At 35.8% G+C, this 16,863-nt stretch carries 19 protein-coding genes; 13 read left to right on the forward strand and 6 right to left on the reverse strand.

Features of this window, described 5'->3' with window-relative positions:
- Positions 1-77: 77 nt before the first annotated feature.
- The gene (locus AC1RNE_RS03865) at positions 78-926 is read right to left on the reverse strand and encodes a M48 family metallopeptidase (RefSeq protein WP_492799715.1); all 849 of its coding nucleotides are present in this window, start codon (positions 924-926) and stop codon (positions 78-80) included.
- 176 nt (positions 927-1,102) lie between these two features.
- Here AC1RNE_RS03865 and AC1RNE_RS03870 point away from each other — a divergent pair, with 176 nt between their 5' ends.
- From AC1RNE_RS03870 to AC1RNE_RS03905, 8 genes are all read left to right on the forward strand, one after another.
- The gene (locus AC1RNE_RS03870) at positions 1,103-1,714 is read left to right on the forward strand and encodes a fumarylacetoacetate hydrolase family protein (protein ID WP_492799716.1); all 612 of its coding nucleotides are present in this window, start codon (positions 1,103-1,105) and stop codon (positions 1,712-1,714) included.
- A 63-nt stretch (positions 1,715-1,777) separates the two neighbouring features.
- Entirely contained in the window at positions 1,778-3,775 is a 1,998-nt protein-coding gene (locus AC1RNE_RS03875; protein WP_492799717.1) for a M23 family metallopeptidase, read from the forward strand.
- A gap of 47 nt (positions 3,776-3,822) precedes the next feature.
- Entirely contained in the window at positions 3,823-4,275 is a 453-nt protein-coding gene (gene bcp, locus AC1RNE_RS03880) for a thioredoxin-dependent thiol peroxidase (protein ID WP_492799718.1), read from the forward strand.
- Positions 4,276-4,325: 50 nt separating this feature from the next.
- Complete coding sequence (locus AC1RNE_RS03885; RefSeq protein WP_492799719.1) at positions 4,326-5,183, forward strand: transketolase; 858 nt, start codon at positions 4,326-4,328, stop codon at positions 5,181-5,183.
- Positions 5,184-5,269: 86 nt separating this feature from the next.
- Positions 5,270-6,229, forward strand: a complete 960-nt coding sequence (locus AC1RNE_RS03890; RefSeq protein WP_492799720.1) for a transketolase family protein — start codon at positions 5,270-5,272, stop codon at positions 6,227-6,229.
- Between the two features lie 156 nt (positions 6,230-6,385).
- Positions 6,386-6,931, forward strand: coding sequence for an RNA polymerase sigma factor (locus AC1RNE_RS03895; protein ID WP_492799721.1), 546 nt, complete (start codon positions 6,386-6,388; stop codon positions 6,929-6,931).
- An 88-nt stretch (positions 6,932-7,019) separates the two neighbouring features.
- Complete coding sequence (locus AC1RNE_RS03900) at positions 7,020-7,478, forward strand: hypothetical protein (protein ID WP_492799722.1); 459 nt, start codon at positions 7,020-7,022, stop codon at positions 7,476-7,478.
- Between the two features lie 13 nt (positions 7,479-7,491).
- Positions 7,492-7,962, forward strand: coding sequence for a hypothetical protein (locus tag AC1RNE_RS03905; RefSeq protein ID WP_492799723.1), 471 nt, complete (start codon positions 7,492-7,494; stop codon positions 7,960-7,962).
- A gap of 63 nt (positions 7,963-8,025) precedes the next feature.
- Here AC1RNE_RS03905 and AC1RNE_RS03910 read toward each other — a convergent pair whose 3' ends face one another.
- Positions 8,026-8,775 carry a DeoR/GlpR family DNA-binding transcription regulator gene (locus tag AC1RNE_RS03910; protein ID WP_492799724.1) on the reverse strand — a complete coding sequence of 250 codons (750 nt, stop codon included), beginning with the start codon at positions 8,773-8,775 and terminating at the stop codon, positions 8,026-8,028.
- A gap of 109 nt (positions 8,776-8,884) precedes the next feature.
- Between AC1RNE_RS03910 and AC1RNE_RS03915 the strand changes: the two genes are divergently transcribed.
- Genes AC1RNE_RS03915 through AC1RNE_RS03935 form a run of 5 tightly spaced genes read left to right on the forward strand, consistent with a single transcriptional unit; the run spans position 8,885 to position 12,159 of the window.
- Positions 8,885-9,277, forward strand: coding sequence for a VOC family protein (locus AC1RNE_RS03915; protein ID WP_492799725.1), 393 nt, complete (start codon positions 8,885-8,887; stop codon positions 9,275-9,277).
- 23 nt (positions 9,278-9,300) lie between these two features.
- A complete protein-coding gene (locus tag AC1RNE_RS03920) occupies positions 9,301-9,822 on the forward strand; it encodes a 5' nucleotidase, NT5C type (protein WP_323250531.1) in 522 nt (173 codons plus the stop codon).
- Between the two features lie 49 nt (positions 9,823-9,871).
- On the forward strand, positions 9,872-11,023 hold the full coding sequence (locus AC1RNE_RS03925) for an MFS transporter (protein ID WP_492799726.1): 1,152 nt from the start codon (positions 9,872-9,874) through the stop codon (positions 11,021-11,023).
- Positions 11,024-11,026: 3 nt separating this feature from the next.
- Positions 11,027-11,506 carry an NUDIX domain-containing protein gene (locus tag AC1RNE_RS03930; RefSeq protein WP_492799727.1) on the forward strand — a complete coding sequence of 160 codons (480 nt, stop codon included), beginning with the start codon at positions 11,027-11,029 and terminating at the stop codon, positions 11,504-11,506.
- Positions 11,506-12,159 (forward strand): phosphoribosylanthranilate isomerase, encoded by a 654-nt coding sequence (locus AC1RNE_RS03935; protein WP_492799728.1) that lies wholly within the window; start codon positions 11,506-11,508, stop codon positions 12,157-12,159. The genes AC1RNE_RS03930 and AC1RNE_RS03935 overlap by 1 nt, the downstream gene beginning before the upstream one ends.
- Before the next feature lie 34 nt (positions 12,160-12,193).
- Here the strand turns inward: AC1RNE_RS03935 and AC1RNE_RS03940 are convergent, their stop codons facing one another.
- The 4 genes from AC1RNE_RS03940 to AC1RNE_RS03955 form a co-directional block, all read right to left on the reverse strand.
- Positions 12,194-13,945 (reverse strand): SMP-30/gluconolactonase/LRE family protein, encoded by a 1,752-nt coding sequence (locus AC1RNE_RS03940; protein WP_492799729.1) that lies wholly within the window; start codon positions 13,943-13,945, stop codon positions 12,194-12,196.
- A gap of 119 nt (positions 13,946-14,064) precedes the next feature.
- Positions 14,065-14,730 carry a carbonic anhydrase gene (locus AC1RNE_RS03945; protein WP_492799730.1) on the reverse strand — a complete coding sequence of 222 codons (666 nt, stop codon included), beginning with the start codon at positions 14,728-14,730 and terminating at the stop codon, positions 14,065-14,067.
- Between the two features lie 13 nt (positions 14,731-14,743).
- Entirely contained in the window at positions 14,744-16,333 is a 1,590-nt protein-coding gene (locus AC1RNE_RS03950) for a SulP family inorganic anion transporter (protein ID WP_492799731.1), read from the reverse strand.
- Positions 16,334-16,454: 121 nt separating this feature from the next.
- Complete coding sequence (locus AC1RNE_RS03955) at positions 16,455-16,826, reverse strand: hypothetical protein (protein WP_492799732.1); 372 nt, start codon at positions 16,824-16,826, stop codon at positions 16,455-16,457.
- Positions 16,827-16,863 lie beyond the last annotated feature (37 nt).

A 16,863-nucleotide genomic window follows, 5' to 3' on the forward strand; every position in this document is an offset into this window, starting at 1 on the left:
TCTTATATTAGCGTAAATTAAAAAGGCGAAGAATCTAAGATTTTTCGCCTTTTTAATGATTCATCAATCGTGAAATACTAGTTTCTCTTTACTCCACCTTTAGTGCCATTATAATATTGTGTGGCCTCAGGTAAAAGTCTTTTTATATCAGCGATACGTTGTTGGTCTGAAGGGTGAGTCGACAAAAATACGGGAGGTTTAGAGCCACTGCCAGATTGTGCTGCCATTCTTCCCCAAAAAGCAACAGCTTCTTCTGGATTATATCCCGCCATGGCCATGAATATTAATCCTAAGTGATCAGCCTCTGATTCTTGATTACGTCCGAATGCCAACATTCCTATTTGAGCTCCCGCTGGTGCAGCTACACTAAATACGCTATTCCACAAATTTTGAGTTGCACTAGGCTTGTTTTGCATCGCAATTCCTAAGCCTGCTTGTCCTGCTGACAACAAACCTTGCGCTAGCATTCCTTGGCTCATTCTTTCGCTACCATGCTTAGCAATGGCGTGTGAAACCTCATGCCCCATTACTACAGCTAAACCTGTCTCATTCTGTGTAATTGGCAAAATACCTGTATATACTACCATTTTACCTCCTGGCATACACCAAGCATTCACTTGGCTACTTTGTACTAGTTCAGTTTGCCATTGATAGCCTTTTAGATATTCTGGAGCATTATTCTGATCGAAATATGCTTGGGCAGCTTTCGCAATTTTATCACCTACTCTTTTAACCATTGCAGCTTGCTGAGTATTAGCAGCCACTACTTTATTGGTATCTAAGAACTGCTTATAGCTAGTTAAAGCCATGGCATTCATTTCATCATCTGAAACTAATAATAATTGACTACGACCTGAAATGGGCACTTTTGTGCAAGCCCATATTGATGTTAGGAGAATTGCTCCATACAAAACGATTTTTTTCATTTTCTGAAAAGGATTAAGAGATACTGATTTTCTGCTGTAAAATTAGTATTAAATAATCATACCAACACAGCATAAAGAATATAGCAAATTAGAATTAAGATGTAAAAATCTAAAAAAGGTTCTAAATTTCTATATTTTAAGGGTATTTTTGTAAAAAATTCATAAAACGAAGAGAAATGAAAATTTTGTGCATTGGTAGAAATTACGCTGAACATATTGCTGAATTAAATAATGAGCGACCATCTGAACCTGTAGTTTTTATAAAACCAGATACAGCCATCCTAAAAGACAACGAGGCATTTTATCATCCTGATTTTTCAAACGATATTCATCATGAAGTAGAAATCGTCTTGAAAATCAATAAGATGGGTAAAAACATTGAGGCTAAATTTGCCAATAAATACTATGAAGAAATAGGCATTGGGATTGATTTTACGGCAAGAGATATTCAGTCAAAATTAAAAGAAAAAGGATTGCCTTGGGAAAAAGCCAAAGGCTTTAATGGCTCTGCTCCTATTTCTGGGTTTATTTCAAAAACTGAATTTCCTGATTTAAAAAATTTAAATTTCCATTTAGAAATCGATGGAGAAACGCGTCAGACAGGTAACACTTCGATGATGCTTTGGAATTTTGACGAAATCATTGCGGAAATTTCAAAATATTTCACCTTGAAAACAGGCGATTTAATCTTTACTGGTACTCCTGCTGGCGTAGGCAAAGTAAAAATCGGCAATAAATTAAGTGCATTTATTGAAGGCAAAGAAATGCTATCTTTTGAAATCAAGTAAACTGTAACTCAATTTTCATCTTTTATCGTATTATCCTTATTGAAAATTACGTTGCATCAATTTATGAAATTAAAAATCTTTCTGTTTTGTAGCCTTTTTTCATTTCAGAATTTAGCTCAAAAAACAAAGCTTCTTTATCCGAAAGATTATTTTCTCTTTCCAATCAATCCCAAACAACAAAACTATTTGGCAGGTGGAATGGGTGATTTGCGTGCCGACCATTTTCATGCTGGAATTGATATTAAAACTCAAGGAAGAGAAGGGTTAGCCGTTCAGGCTACGGCTGATGGTTATGTTTCTGAAATCAGGGTGCAAACTTCTGGCTATGGAAATGTTATTTTCTTAACCCACCCAAATGGATATGTTTCTGTATATGGGCATTTAAAAGAATTTGTAGAGCCATTAGCGACTTACGTTAAGAAAAAAAGATTAGAAAGCCAGACATTTGAGATTCAGTTAAAGCCTACACCTAACGAGTTTGTGGTAAAAAAAGGACAAGTAATTGGCTATTCGGGCAATACAGGAGGGTCAGCAGGGCCACATTTACACTTTGAAATAAGGGATGCAAGTAATAATATTCTGAATCCTCTGAATTTTGGTTTTTCAGAGATAAAAGACAACACCCCTCCTATTTTTCAGCAATTGTACATCAAAACGCTGAGTACAGATGCAAGAGTGAATGGTGAGTTTGGTAGAAAGTCTTTTACTCCTATCAAAAAACCAGATGGTACCTATACGCTTAATGCCAATGTTTCGGTAGTTGGGGAAATCGGTTTGGAATTGATGGCGGTTGATAAAATGAATGATACCCATAATTCTAATGGGTTGACTTGTACGGAGCTTCTAGTAGATGGGCAAGAGATTCATTACTTCCATCTTGAGCAATTTCCCAATGCAGTATCGCATGATATTAATGTGCATACCGATTATGCCTATGAAAAAACAATAGGGCATAGAATCCAGAAATTGTTCCAAGATGATGGAAATGAGGAATTGCCAGTGTACAAAGCGATTTTGAGCAAAGGAAAACTTAATTTACAAGATGGCAAAACACATCAAGTAAGTATTAAGATATGGGATGCTTATGAAAATGGAAGTACGTTGAATTTTACCATAAAGGGCGAAAAGCCTGAAAGTTCAGTTACTGCTAGTCCTAATAAATTGCCCGTAAATATTAATTATAGTACTGATGATAATACCTTAATCATTAAAGCACGCAACTTGAAGACAGTCAATTCGATAGCTATTTTAAATTTTGAAAAATCATCGACAGAATTGGCAATAAGTTATGTAAAAAACAATGAAGCTGTGTATCTTTGGGACTTAAAGAAAGGCTTACCTAAATCTATCCGCATTGATAGTATAGAGAAGGCTCTAAACTTACAGAAAACTATTCTTCCCAATCAAGCAAGTAGCTATGTTTCAGATAAACTTTCAATCATTTTTGATACTAAAACACTGTATGATACGCTTTATTTAGAAACAAATACGATTGCTAACCGTATAGAAATTGGACAACCTACAATACCGCTTCGTAATTCAATCAATGTAAGTTTCCAGCCTGATACTAAAGTAAGTTTACCCGAAAAGACATCGGTGTACTATACTTCGCGAAATCAAAGAAGGTTTTTAGGAGGCAAGTGGAACTCAGACAGGATTGTATTTAAAGTTGGATTACTAGGTCAGTTTACACTATTAACTGATACGATTCCGCCCAAAGCAAGTTTTGTAAGTAAAAGCCCCAATTATGTAGCCATTAGAATTTATGATAATCTTTCGGGCATCAAAAGCTTTAAAACATACCTGAATGATACTTATATCTTAACAGATTATGATGCAAAAAGAGCATTACTCTGGACAGTAAAATCAGATTCTACTCAAAATTTCGTTGGTAAACTTCGCTTGGATTTAGAAGATAATCAAGGAAATAAAAGTTCATTTGTCACTGAAGTTGACGAACATACGAAAGTTGTAGCAACAAAGAAAGAAAAGAAGAGCAAAACAAAACATAAGGCTGAGGCGAAAGCCAAAAAAGGGACGAAGAAAAAGAAAAAGCATTAAGACTATAGTCAAATCATTGAAAATTGTCTTTATAAAAATAGATAGAAATGAAATTAGCAGTCGGAGACAAAGCACCAGATTTTGAACAAAAAGACCAGCACGGCAATTTGGTTAAGTTGTCGGATTTTGAAGGTAAAAAAGTAGTGTTATACTTTTATCCAAAAGATGATACTCCTGGTTGTACGGCTCAGGCTTGTAATTTAAACGAAAACTTGCCTGCCTTGCGTGCCAAAGGTTTTGAGATTATTGGGGTGAGTGTAGATGGACAAAAGGCTCATCAGAAATTCATCAAAAAGTATGATTTAAAGTTTACCTTACTTTCGGATGAAGACCATCAACTAGTAGAAGCTTACGGTGTGTGGGTAGAAAAATCAATGTATGGCAAAACCTATATGGGTACTGCCAGAACTACTTTCGTCATCGATGAAAAGGGCATCATTACTGATATTATTGAAAAAGTGAAGACAAAAGAGCATACCTCGCAAATTATTGAAGCATAATTAACTAGAAAAACGACTTATAAAAGATTACAAAAATTAATCAAACACAAATGGAAATTACTGAATTACAAAAAGTTGCTTCGCAAGTACGTCGTGACATCGTACGTCAAGTGCACGCTTGTCAGTCTGGGCACCCAGGCGGTTCTTTAGGCTGTACTGATTTATTGGTAGGTCTTTACTTCGACCAAATGACTTTAAAATCAGATGAAGCTGGAAACAAAGTTTTCGATATGGACGGAATTGGTGAAGACCTTTTCTTTTTATCAAACGGACATATTTCACCAGTTCTTTATTCTGTATTAGCGCGTGCAGGTTATTTCCCAGCGGCTGAATTAGCAACTTTCCGTAAATTAAATTCACGTCTTCAAGGTCACCCTACTCCACACGAACATTTAGAAGGTATTCGTATTGCTTCGGGTTCATTAGGACAAGGTATGTCTGTTGCGATTGGTGCGGCTCAAGCAAAAAAATTAAATAAAGATAATTCATTGGTATTTGTACTAATGGGTGACGGAGAACAAAACGAAGGTCAAGTTTGGGAAGCAGCGATGTATGCTCCACACCATAAAGTAGATAACTTGGTAGCAATTATTGACTATAACGGTCAGCAAATAGATGGTCCTACAGATAAGGTTATGAACAACCGTGACTTAGGTGCTAAATATACTGCCTTTGGTTGGAATGTTATCAAAATGAATGGTAATGACATGGCCGATGTAGTGAAAGTATTAGCAGAAGCTCGTGCATTTTCTGGAAACGGACAACCTACAATGATTTTGATGACTACTGACATGGGTGCTGGTGTTGATTTCATGATGGGTTCGCACAAATGGCATGGAGTTGCTCCAAACGAAGAGCAATTAGCTGCGGCATTAGCGCAGTTACCTGAAACTTTGGGAGATTATTAATCTAACTTAACCCAAAGTCTAATATTATTGCTCAATTTATCTATCAAATACTGTTTAACAGCTTTTGATTTACATAGAAATTCAACATGAAAAAATATACTTTCACAGAAAAAAAAGATACTCGTTCTGGCTTTGGTGCTGGAATGCAAGTGTTGGGACAAACCAACCCAAATGTTGTAGCACTTTGTGCTGACTTAATTGGCTCATTGAAATTGGATGCTTTTATCAAAGAAAATCCAGAGCGTTTTTTCCAAACGGGTATTGCTGAGGCAAATATGATTTGTATCGCTGCTGGTTTAACTATCGGTGGAAAAATTCCTTTTGCTACTACTTTTGCTAACTTCGGTACGGGTCGTGTGTATGATCAAATTCGTCAGTCGGTAGCATATTCACACAAAAATGTTAAAATCGCTTGTTCACACGCTGGTTTGACATTGGGTGAAGATGGTGCTACTCACCAAATTCTTGAAGATTTAGGTATGATGAAAATGCTTCCAGGCATGACAGTAATCAATCCTTGCGATTATAACCAAACTAAAGCTGCTACTATTGCAGTGGCTGAACATGAAGGTCCAGTTTATTTGCGTTTTGGTCGTCCAGTAGTACCTATCTTTACCGATCCAGATCAAGAATTTATCATCGGAAAAGCTTGGACTGTAAACGAAGGGAAAGATGTAAGTATTTTTGCAACTGGTCACTTGGTATGGGAAGCTATCTTAGCAGGTGAAATTTTAGCTGAAAAAGGTATCGATGCAGAAATTATCAATATTCACACAATTAAACCTTTGGACGAAGAAGCTGTCTTAGCTTCAGTTCGCAAAACTGGTTGTGCTGTTTCTGCTGAAGAACATCAAATTGCAGGTGGCTTAGGTGATTCTATCGCTCAAGTATTAATCAAACAACACCTTGCTCCATTAGAATACGTTGGCGTAGAAGATTCATTCGGTGAATCGGGAACTCCTGCTCAATTAATGGAAAAATATGGTTTAAATGCAGCATCAATTGTTGAAAAAGCATTGAAAGCGATTGCTCGCAAACAAGCTTAATTTTTTCAATTTATCATATTATCAGGCAAAAGGCGAATAAGCATAAGTAATTAGAAGAAATAAATACGCTAATTACTATTCTTTTCGGCTTTTGCCTTTTTTATTTTATGACTTGTGCCTATTTTGCATTTAGCATTCTAAGCCAAATGCCTAAAAATGACAGATAAAGAATTATTAGAAAAATTTGCTAACCCCGAAAGCCGAAATTATGCTTTCAATTTACTGGTACGTCAATATCAGCAGAAAGTATATTGGCATATCCGTAAAATGGTCATCGACCATGACGATGCCAATGACCTCACCCAAGACACTTTTATCAAAGCTTGGAAAGGTCTTGAAAATTTTAAGGGTGATTCACAATTATTTACATGGTTATATAGAATTGCAACAAATGAATGTTTGAACCACCTAAGTAAGAAAAAAAGACGCTTCTTTTTACCTATTAATGATATCACAGAAGAACTATCTAACAAACTAGAAGATAGCGATTTAATTTCTGGAGATGAAATACAACTTAAACTTCAAAAAGCCTTACTCAATTTACCCGATAAGCAACGATTGGTATTCAACATGAAATATTATGATGAGTTAAAATACGAAGAAATAGCCGAAATTACGGGTACTTCGGTGGGTGCCTTAAAGGCATCTTACCATCTAGCAGCAAAAAAAGTAGAAGAATACCTTAAAAATTCAATACTATAATAAAATGATTTCAATCTTTAAAAAAATTTAAAAATCATTTTAAACCATTACAGACCAAGACAGTCAAAGCAGTATAATCATTAAAACAATGGAAAATAATAAGTTTGACATAGAAAAACTACCACGTGAGAATATTTTCAAAGTACCTGACAACTACTTTGACGAGCTTCCGATGTTAATACAATCGCAAACTTCTGCCAAATCTAAAATCATTCCTTTAGTTACTTGGTCTATGAAAAGGACTTGGGCAAGTGTAGCCGCTTGTGCTGCTATTGCTATCTTAGGATATTTTACTTGGATGCCAAAACAAGATGCGTTGGGGAATGAAGCCCTTGCTGAAGTACAAAATCAAGAAATCATTAATTATCTAATTCAACAGAATATTAACCAAACCGACCTTGCTGAACAATTTGAAAATGTTCAAACAAACAATAAGGTAGAGGTTGAAGAAACAAGTAATGATTCTGAATTATTAGATAATTTAAAAATAAATAGACAAGATATTTTACAAAGTATCGATTTAGACAACTTAGAAGAGAATATTTAATCAAATATCACGCATGAAAAAATCAGCCATTATTATCAGTTTAATTTGCTTTGTCTTCTCATTAAATGTAAAAGCGCAAGCACAAGACGAGCCATTAAAAGGCAAAGAAAAAATAAAAGCCGCTAAAGTTGGTTTAATCACTAACCGCTTAAATTTAAGTGAAGACCAAGCCAAAGGTTTTTGGGTAGTTTACAACGAATTCGATACCAAGCGCTGGGAAATCAGAAAAAGTATCAGACAGATTACTACTGAAAGTAGAAATACGACTAGCTCTGAAGATAAAATCTTATCTGATTTAAAAGAAATTTTAAATCTCAAACAAAAGGATGTTGATTTAGAAAAAGAATATATGTCGAAATTTCTAAAAGTCCTTAATGTTCGTCAGGTATCTGAGTTGTATAAAACAGAGCAACTTTTTAATGCGATGTTGTTCAACAAGCTCAATAAAGGCGAAGGAAAAATGCACAAGGAAAAACAACCTTAGACCAAAACTTAAATCCCTATAATTGTCAATGATTCAATTGTAGGGGTTTTTTTATCATTTTAATTATTGGATTTCAGTCCCAAGCCTTTTGTAAGCTACTAGTTGCTCCTCTGTAATTATCTCATCAGTAATCATCACATCAATATCAGCATAAGGGCATACCACAAAACTATCTGCTGTATTTAGTTTTTCAGCGGTAATCAATGCAATTACTTTGGCTGATACTTCAACCATTTTCTTTTTTACTACGCATTCGCCCCAATCTGGAATCGTCACGCCAATTTCTGGATGGATTCCACAAACACCAATCAATAAAACATCTGCTCTGATTTTGCTTAACAACTCTATTACTTCAGTACCATACGTATTTTGCGCATCTTTAAATACCTTGCCTCCTAGCATAAATAATTCAATATTTGGATGTTCGCAAAGAATTTGGGCAATGGCAATACTCGTTGTAAAAACGGTGGCTTTTAACGAAGGAGGCATTAATTTAGCTACCTCCATATTAGTAGAACCATTATCAAGGATAATTACTTGACCATTTGCAAAAAAACTTTGAGCCTTTTTGGCTAAAATCAGCTTTTCTTCGTGGTCTATATGAATCCTCTCTTTTAGCTTATAAGGGCTTGTCGCCTTGGGGATAGCTCCGCCATGTACTTTTTTCAGCAACCCGTCTTCGGCTAATTCATTTAAGTCACGACGGATGGTATCATCAGAAACATTAAGTATTTCTGCCAATTGAACCGAAGAAACCCTTTGATTAGTTTCTAGCATCTTCAAGATGACCTGTAATCTTTCTTCCCTGAGCATAATTGCGGTTTAATTCGTTTTTATTCGGAATATTACACAAATTTAATAAATTTTATTTTGATATATGCGGTTTATTGCGGTAAATTTGTCTAAATATTTTAAAAACCGCATGATGAGCATTGAACACATCGCTATTTGGACGATTGACTTGGAAAAAATGAAGTCATTCTATTGTCGTTTCTTCGGAGCAACAGCCAATCAAAAATATGTCAATATCAAAACAGGGTTTGAATCTTATTTTTTAAGTTTTGCCAAAGGAGCGCGTTTAGAAATTATGTACTCGCCAGCAATAGTAGATATTCCAAAAGATATTTTACTTCAAACAAAAGGATTGGTACACTTTGCAATAGCTGTTGGCAGTATAGAAAAAGTAAATGAAGTAACAGAAACGTTAGCAAACGAAGGTTTTACTATTATTGGTAAGCCAAGAACAACTGGCGATGGTTACTACGAAAGTGTGGTGCTAGACCCTGAAAATAACAGAATTGAAATTACAGTATAAACTAAAACCGTATATTATTATTTATGAGAATCTTAATCGACATGGATGATGTGTTGGCAGACACAAGTTTAAAATTATTAAACGAAACGAATAAAAAATTAGGAACAAATTTTACTCGTGAGCAAATCTTAACACAGCCAGAAGTTTATAAGGCTTATTATGCACAATACACTACGGTACGTGGAATGCTTTGGGAAAAAGGTTTTTTTGCAGATATTCCATTAATTCCGGGTGCGCAAGAGGTTGTTCAAAAGCTTCATGCCAAACACGAAATATTTATTGTATCAGCAGCGACTGAATTTCCATTATCAATGGAAGAGAAATTAGAATGGTTGGATAAATATTTTCCATACATTGGCTGGTCGCATACTGTTTTTTGTGGTCATAAATGGATGATTAAAGCTGATTACATCATTGATGACCATGAAAAAAACCTCATTAATTTTGAAGGGAAAGGTCTATTATTTGATGCCGCCCATAATCAACACGTAAAAGAATTTACAAGAGTACATTCTTGGAAAGAAATTGAGAGTATCTTGTTATAAGATGCTCCTTTATGCTTTTTAGCAAGTTCATAATAATCGCATTAACACTTTGGAAACTACTATTATTCAACATAACATTGGAAGGAATGCTCGCATTGCTACCAATGCTTTATTCTTTCTATGTGGAATTAGTTTTGCCTCATGGGCATCACGAATTCCAGATATGAAAGAACTATTACATTTAAGTGATGCTGCTTTGGGAACAGTATTATTTGCCATGCCTATTGGTAGCTTAACGGCATTACCCATTGCAGGGGTGATTATTCATAAATTCGGCAGTAAAAAAATTACTTTATTTGCTGTCTTTTTCTATTTTATTTCCCTCCCATTGCTTGGTCTTTCGGCTAGTCCAATAAACCTCGGTATCTCTTTATTTATTTTTGGTTTTGGTAGCGACTTACTAAATATTGCCATGAACGTACAAGCCGTTGGTGTAGAAAAACTACAGAAACGCTCTATTATGTCCTCTTTTCATGCAGTATTTAGCATTGGTTTTATGCTTGGAGCGGCTTTAGGAGGCATTATTGCCAAACAGGGTATTTCTACTTTTCAACATTTGGCAACAATTGGCAGTATCGACTTGCTGATTGGACTTATTTCATTTTCGTATTTATTACAAAACGACCATAAGTCGGATGAAAATCAACCCCTTTTCGCTATTCCTGATAAGTCTTTAATCATTTTAGGCATTATCTGCTTCTGTGGTATGTTATGCGAAGGTGCAATGGCCGACTGGAGTGTACTTTATTACAAACAAATCATGGATAACCCCAATGGTTTTGCCACGGCTGGTTTTACGGCATTCTCAGTGCTGATGGTAGTAGGAAGAATATTTGGAGATAAAATCTTACAAGCCCTTGGTCTTAGAAAAACCCTTCTTATTAATTGCTTACTAGTATTTGTCGGAATGTCAATTGCTATTTTTATTCCTTCACCTTTTACGGTTATTATCGGCTTTGGCATTACGGGCTTAGGACTTTCTACTATTGTACCGCTGATTTATAGTGAAGCTGGTCATTCAAAAACAATGGCTGCTGGTGTGGCATTAGCTGCCATTTCTACGTTGGGTATTGCAGGTTTCTTAATTGGTCCCGTAATGATTGGTTATCTTTCTGAATTCTTTTCATTAAAAATAGCCCTCGCTTCATTAATTATTTTAGGCTTGTTAGGAAGTTTTTTAACCACCAAAATACCTGAATAGCACATGGAAGGTTTAAAAAGAGTAGCTGTAATTTGTGTGCTGAGAAATGGCGCTAACTTTTTATTGCTAAAACGATTCAATGAACCAAACAAAGATACTTACGTCCCCGTAGGTGGAAAAGTAGATGCTTTTGAAAACCCTTATGATGCAGCTATTCGTGAGGTCTGGGAAGAAGCAGGTATAAAAGTACCCGCTATGAGATTTTGCGGCACATTGGTGGAAACATCACCAGTAAAATATAATTGGATGAGCTTTATTTATGAGGCCGAAGTTGACTTCTTTGAGCCTTCTATTTGCAATGAAGGTATTTTAGAGTGGCATAATTTTCAACACATTGATAGTTTCCCAACACCTAAAACTGACTTTTTTATTTACGATTATATCTTAAAAAAGAAACATTTTGCCTTTAATGCACTATACGACAGTGAAGTAAAATTGCTTTTTATGAATGAAGAAATTGAAAACAAAGTGGTTTTTGAATAATGGGCACAAAAATTAAAATATGTTGTATAAGTAGCCAACAAGAAGCACAAATAGCCATTGACGCAGGGGCAGATGTACTGGGTTTAGTAGCAAAAATGCCAAGTGGTCCTGGCACAATTGACGATGATTTAATTCAAAAAATTGCTACTATTATTCCTCCACACATTGATAGCTTCTTATTAACGCCTAAAACTGACCCTTATGAAATTATAGCACATCAACGTGCTACTGGTACGAATTGTATTCAATTAGTAGATGCAGTGGCTGTAGGGGCTTATCCGATTTTAAGAGCTAATCTACCTAATATCAAGCTCATACAAGTAATACACGTAACAGGGGAAGAGTCAATTATTGAAGCTAGCATGTATAAATCATTGGCAGATATAATTTTATTGGATTCGGGCAATCCAAATTTAGCGGTTAAGGAATTAGGAGGAACTGGCAGAAAGCACGACTGGAGTATTAGTAAGCAAATTGTAGAGACAGTTTCTATTCCTGTATTTCTAGCAGGAGGATTGAATCCAGAAAATATCCGTGAAGCGATAGCCTTTGTCAAGCCTTATGGAGTTGATATTTGCAGTGGTGTAAGGACTAATAGCAAACTTGATCCTCAAAAATTAGAAAGATTGATACAAGCTGTGAATCATTGCTAAACCTTACTTGCAATAATCCACAGCTTATAGTATGTTATAATCTTGGTGTTGCTGGCTTAAATGGCTTTTCAAAAGCATTCGCACCACGTGTTTTTAGTTTTCTTCTATACACTTTATCGACACAGCTTACATATATCGTATCAAAGTTTGTCCCACCAAAACAAATATTGGAAGGTTGACCAGTAGGTACTGGAATGATTGCATTCACTCTGCCAGTTTGGTCAAGCACTTGAATCCCTGCACGGGTAGTCACATAAACTCTTCCTTGATTATCGGCTTTCAAACCATCCGCCCAAGCATTATTATCTGAATCTTTTACATGTAGCCAGCCATATTTTTGTTTGTAAGCTAATTTTCCATCTGCTTGAATCTGATAGACCCATAGCCAATGCGAAGTAGATTCTGTAACATACAATAGTGTTTGGTCTGGTGAAAGACAAAGTCCATTGGCATATTTCAAACCTTCGTCCAATTCTAATTTTTCACCGTTTGGTCGTAGCAAGAATAATTTACTCGGTTTTTCAATGCCGTTGGGCGATGTAAAATAAATATTACCGTTTTTGGCAACAATAATATCATTCGCCGATTGGTCATCCACCAATACCGATTCTTTTCCTTGGGTATCATACACTAAAATTTGTTTAGTACCCCCTGCTACTACATAGCGTTTTCCATCGGCATCAAATGTTGTCCCGCTACCTCTTTTAGCATCTAGGTTCAAGGTTTGTAATTTCCCGTCTAAACCAACTTTATAGGTTTTAGAGTTAGGAATATCTTGATAAAATACCTCCCCTGTTGGATTAGATGCAGTGCCTTCTGTAAAAGTATAACCCTCTCCTACTAATTCCCAATTCTCATTTTCTATTAAAATATCGCTTAAAACCTGATTTTTTGAGTTGCCTTTGGAAACTGGCTTAGGATAATCTTTCCAAAGCCAACGCATCGCCTCTGGGAAAATGGCTGTTCCTTGTTTACCATTATGTCCGCCTTCACCCCACACATGGTTTACTTCATATCCTGAAAATGTCAGTGCCCTTTCAATCGTCTCATTGGCTTTCCACCAATCTCCACCATAAATATTTAGGTCATTAGCACCATCCTGCAAGAAAACTCTAATGGGCTTTGGTTCATGTTTACGAATTAAGGTAGCATACGAATCTCCTCCACGCAAGCCTACATAAGTTCCGATTGCACTAAATACTCTTGAAAAAGCATCTGGACGTTCCCAAGCGGCCGTGAAAGCACAAACTGCCCCACTGCTTGACCCTCCGATAGCTCTATCATTTCCACTTTTTGAAAGCCTAATCGCACGACCATCACTCGTCTTTTGTTTTTCAACAGCAGGCAAAAGTTCTTCTAATAAAAACCGTGCATAATTATCCCCTAAACCGTCATACTCATAACTTCTATTGAAACGGTCATTAGCCATTTCTGGATTTTCAGCTTTTACTCTTCCATGCATTACAAATATGCCAATGGTGATAGGCATGGCTTTCTGATGAATTAAATTATCAAAAACGGTAGGGGCTTTCCATTGGATTCCATCTTGATTTACATACACACAAGCAGGTTTTTCGGGGCGATACTGGGCAGGAATATACACCCAATATTCTCTGAAAGTACCGGGGAAAATTTTAGAATCCTCGAAGGTAAACTTCAACACTTCTCCTTTCGGAACGCCCGTTTGTTCAATCGAAGCAGGGTCGTCCTGATAATTTTCTGCGGGAGTTTGGGCAAATGATTTTAGTTGGCAAAGGATTAGCCCAGCCAATAGTATTTTTTTCATAGTCAAGTTTTAGAATAAGTTGTAAATAGTGATCTGATTACTTAAGACACAAAAAAGCTTTCGGAATTTTCTTTTCCGAAAGCTAAGGTAACACAAGTATTTTATAATCCTGATTTAACCTAATGAATTGAACTATTGGTAATTAATTCATTGGTATGAAATTCATATTTGAAAATTGGGTCTACTTCCGAACCAGCTTCAATTTCTAAAACTTCTTTGATTAAACCAGTTTTCATATCAAAAACCCAGCCGTGCAAATGTGGTAATTCAAAGTTTTTCCAAGCGCGTTGTACAATCGTTGTTTTGGCTAAGTTTTTCACTTGCTCTTCTACATTCAATTCTACCAAACGTCTGAATTTAGCATCTTCATCTTCAATAGCTTTAAGCTCGGTGTCATGTTTATAATAAACTTCTTTGATGTTTCTCAACCACTTGTTAATTAAACCTAAGTCACTTGGCCCCATCGCAGCTTTTACACCACCACAGCCATAATGTCCGCAAACAATTACGTGCTTTACATGTAGTACCTCTACTGCATATTGCAATACCGAAAGTAAATTAATATCAGTATGTACTACCAGATTCGCTACATTTCTATGCACAAATACTTCTCCTGGTTGTGCATGCGTAATTTCTTCAGCGGGTACTCGACTATCAGCACAACCAATCCACAAAAACTTTGGTTGTTGGTCTTTAGAAAGTATGTTAAAATACTCTTCATCTAATTCTAAACGCTCTTTTGCCCATGCTTTATTGGCTAAAAGCAACTGCTTGTATTCTTTCATATTTTTAATATTTTTAATGTGATTCAATTTCTGCATGATATTGGTTAATATCACCTTGTATTTTTCGATTTACTTTTTTAAATACCATTTCTATACCCTTGCTCTTCGAGCTATTTTTAAAGGTATAAAGCAATGTAAAAATGTCATGGTCAATAAAATTAGCTCTTGAACCATCTACCAATACTTCATCTCCTTCTTTCAAACTCATTAAGGTTTGTTTAATTCTATGTTTATTCAAAAACGAAACATCTTTATTGAATTTGATTAATACATTATTGCCATCACGAATGACAGAAATAACTGATTGGAAGTTGGTAAATACTACAAACAATAGCCCTACGAATGTTCCGATAAAGATACCAAACAGCAAGTCTTTGAAAATAATAACAATAATGGTAATAGCAAAAGGGATGTATTGGTCATAACCTTCTTTATAAACCCTTTTAAATACAAAAGGATTAGCCAATTTGTACCCTACCATTAATAAGATGGCGGCTAAAGCCGACAAAGGAATCTTGTTCATGAAGGCAGGAATTAATACCACAGAAGCTAATAATAATATTCCATGAACTATTGACGACATCCTTGTTTTTGCACCAGCATATACGTTGGCCGAAGTTCTAACAACTACTGATGTAACAGGCAATCCTCCTAAAAATCCAGCGATGGTATTACCTACACCTTGAGCAATCAATTCTTTATCCGAAGACGAGATACGTTTTTGTGGGTCGATACTATCCCCTGCTTCCAAACTTAATAGCGATTCTAAACTAGCTACAATAGCCAATGTAAGCGCTACTGTATATATATGCGGATTCTTTAAAAATGAAAAGTCTGGTAATAATAATACATTTTTAAAATCTTGGAAATTTTTAAAGATAGGCATCGAAACCATGTGAGCAGGCGAATTTCCTAAAAAGTATTCTGGTTTAAAAACCGCATACATCTCATTAATCGTTACTCCTAAAGCTACAGCAGCCAAGGCTGATGGAAATACTTTGAAAAAAGTGATGTTTTTCTTGGAAGCATAGTCCCAGAGAATCAATAATGCCAAACAAGCAAGTGAAATAATGAGGGCTCCATCATTGAAATCGATAAAAGAACGAATCAATTCTGTGATTGTATTTTGGTGGTCAGCAACTTGTTCAAACTCAAATTCCCCTTCATAGTCTTGGTCGTCGCCCAAAGCATGTGGAATTTGTTTTAATATAATTACGATTCCTATCGCAACGAGCATTCCTTTGATAACACTCTCTGGAAAATAGGCACTAAACTTCCCAGCCTTTAAATATCCTAAGCCTATTTGAATAATTCCTGCTAAAATAACGGCTACAAGAAACCCTTGATAAGAGCCTAAATCTTTAATGGCTGTTGCCACGATTACGGTTAAGCCAGCGGCTGGCCCACTTACTGAAATTTCTGAACCTGATAAAACTGATACCACTATTCCTGCAACAATACCCGAGAGTAAACCTGAAAAAAGTGGTGCCCCCGATGCTAGGGCAATTCCTAGACAAAGAGGCAATGCTACTAGAAAGACAGAAATGCCAGATTTCCAGTCAGTTGATAGCAACGACGATTGATAATATTTAAATTTTGACATAATTTTAACATAGTAGTTTTTAAAAAATCTGTTTTTTTGGAGAATCCTCCAAATAAGGTATAGCATAAAGTAATTCTAATCAATAGAATACATTCAATCTTATACCATCAAAAAAGAGATTTTATACTTGCGGAGGCTGGATTATCACATCATAGTGACCACGGAGTGTACGAGAAGAATATGCGGAGAAAAGTGTTAATGCTGAGGAATAGGCATCATCACTTAAAGTGATGTTATTCAAAAAGATGGAAAGAGACTCAACGACACAAATAACTTTATAATCATTAATGTCATCCGATTCAGGTACATCATCTGAAGCATCTGTATCTGCTTTCTTTTCGGTTTCGGCTTTATTTAGTAGGCTGACTACTTTTTCTTTCGGTAGAAAAAGCTTTAAATAATAAATCCCCCCTACATTTAATGCCACAAAATGCAAGGACAAAACCAAGCAAAAGGTCTGAAAGGCAATATGTATTTTACTCTTGGTATCCATAGGGGGTTTAGTTTCAAAAACCAAAATTAAAACATTT

It is taken from the genome of Arcicella sp. GW822-FHT02H01, assembly GCF_058802005.1.

Bases quoted from the DNA above. Each gene is read 5' to 3' on its own strand.
- AC1RNE_RS03885 (WP_492799719.1), top strand. From the start codon at position 4,326: ATGGAAATTACTGAATTACAAAAAGTTGCTTCGCAAGTACGTCGTGAC.
- AC1RNE_RS03890 (WP_492799720.1), top strand. From the start codon at position 5,270: ATGAAAAAATATACTTTCACAGAAAAAAAAGATACTCGTTCTGGCTTT.
- AC1RNE_RS03940 (WP_492799729.1), bottom strand. From the start codon at position 13,945: ATGAAAAAAATACTATTGGCTGGGCTAATCCTTTGCCAACTAAAATCA.
- AC1RNE_RS03865 (WP_492799715.1), bottom strand. From the start codon at position 926: ATGAAAAAAATCGTTTTGTATGGAGCAATTCTCCTAACATCAATATGG.
- AC1RNE_RS03935 (WP_492799728.1), top strand. From the start codon at position 11,506: ATGGGCACAAAAATTAAAATATGTTGTATAAGTAGCCAACAAGAAGCA.
- AC1RNE_RS03915 (WP_492799725.1), top strand. From the start codon at position 8,885: ATGATGAGCATTGAACACATCGCTATTTGGACGATTGACTTGGAAAAA.
- AC1RNE_RS03930 (WP_492799727.1), top strand. From the start codon at position 11,027: ATGGAAGGTTTAAAAAGAGTAGCTGTAATTTGTGTGCTGAGAAATGGC.
- AC1RNE_RS03870 (WP_492799716.1), top strand. From the start codon at position 1,103: ATGAAAATTTTGTGCATTGGTAGAAATTACGCTGAACATATTGCTGAA.
- AC1RNE_RS03910 (WP_492799724.1), bottom strand. From the start codon at position 8,775: ATGCTCAGGGAAGAAAGATTACAGGTCATCTTGAAGATGCTAGAAACT.
- AC1RNE_RS03955 (WP_492799732.1), bottom strand. From the start codon at position 16,826: ATGGATACCAAGAGTAAAATACATATTGCCTTTCAGACCTTTTGCTTG.
- AC1RNE_RS03945 (WP_492799730.1), bottom strand. From the start codon at position 14,730: ATGAAAGAATACAAGCAGTTGCTTTTAGCCAATAAAGCATGGGCAAAA.
- AC1RNE_RS03905 (WP_492799723.1), top strand. From the start codon at position 7,492: ATGAAAAAATCAGCCATTATTATCAGTTTAATTTGCTTTGTCTTCTCA.
- AC1RNE_RS03900 (WP_492799722.1), top strand. From the start codon at position 7,020: ATGGAAAATAATAAGTTTGACATAGAAAAACTACCACGTGAGAATATT.
- bcp (WP_492799718.1), top strand. From the start codon at position 3,823: ATGAAATTAGCAGTCGGAGACAAAGCACCAGATTTTGAACAAAAAGAC.
- AC1RNE_RS03920 (WP_323250531.1), top strand. From the start codon at position 9,301: ATGAGAATCTTAATCGACATGGATGATGTGTTGGCAGACACAAGTTTA.
- AC1RNE_RS03895 (WP_492799721.1), top strand. From the start codon at position 6,386: ATGACAGATAAAGAATTATTAGAAAAATTTGCTAACCCCGAAAGCCGA.
- AC1RNE_RS03875 (WP_492799717.1), top strand. From the start codon at position 1,778: ATGAAATTAAAAATCTTTCTGTTTTGTAGCCTTTTTTCATTTCAGAAT.
- AC1RNE_RS03950 (WP_492799731.1), bottom strand. From the start codon at position 16,333: ATGTCAAAATTTAAATATTATCAATCGTCGTTGCTATCAACTGACTGG.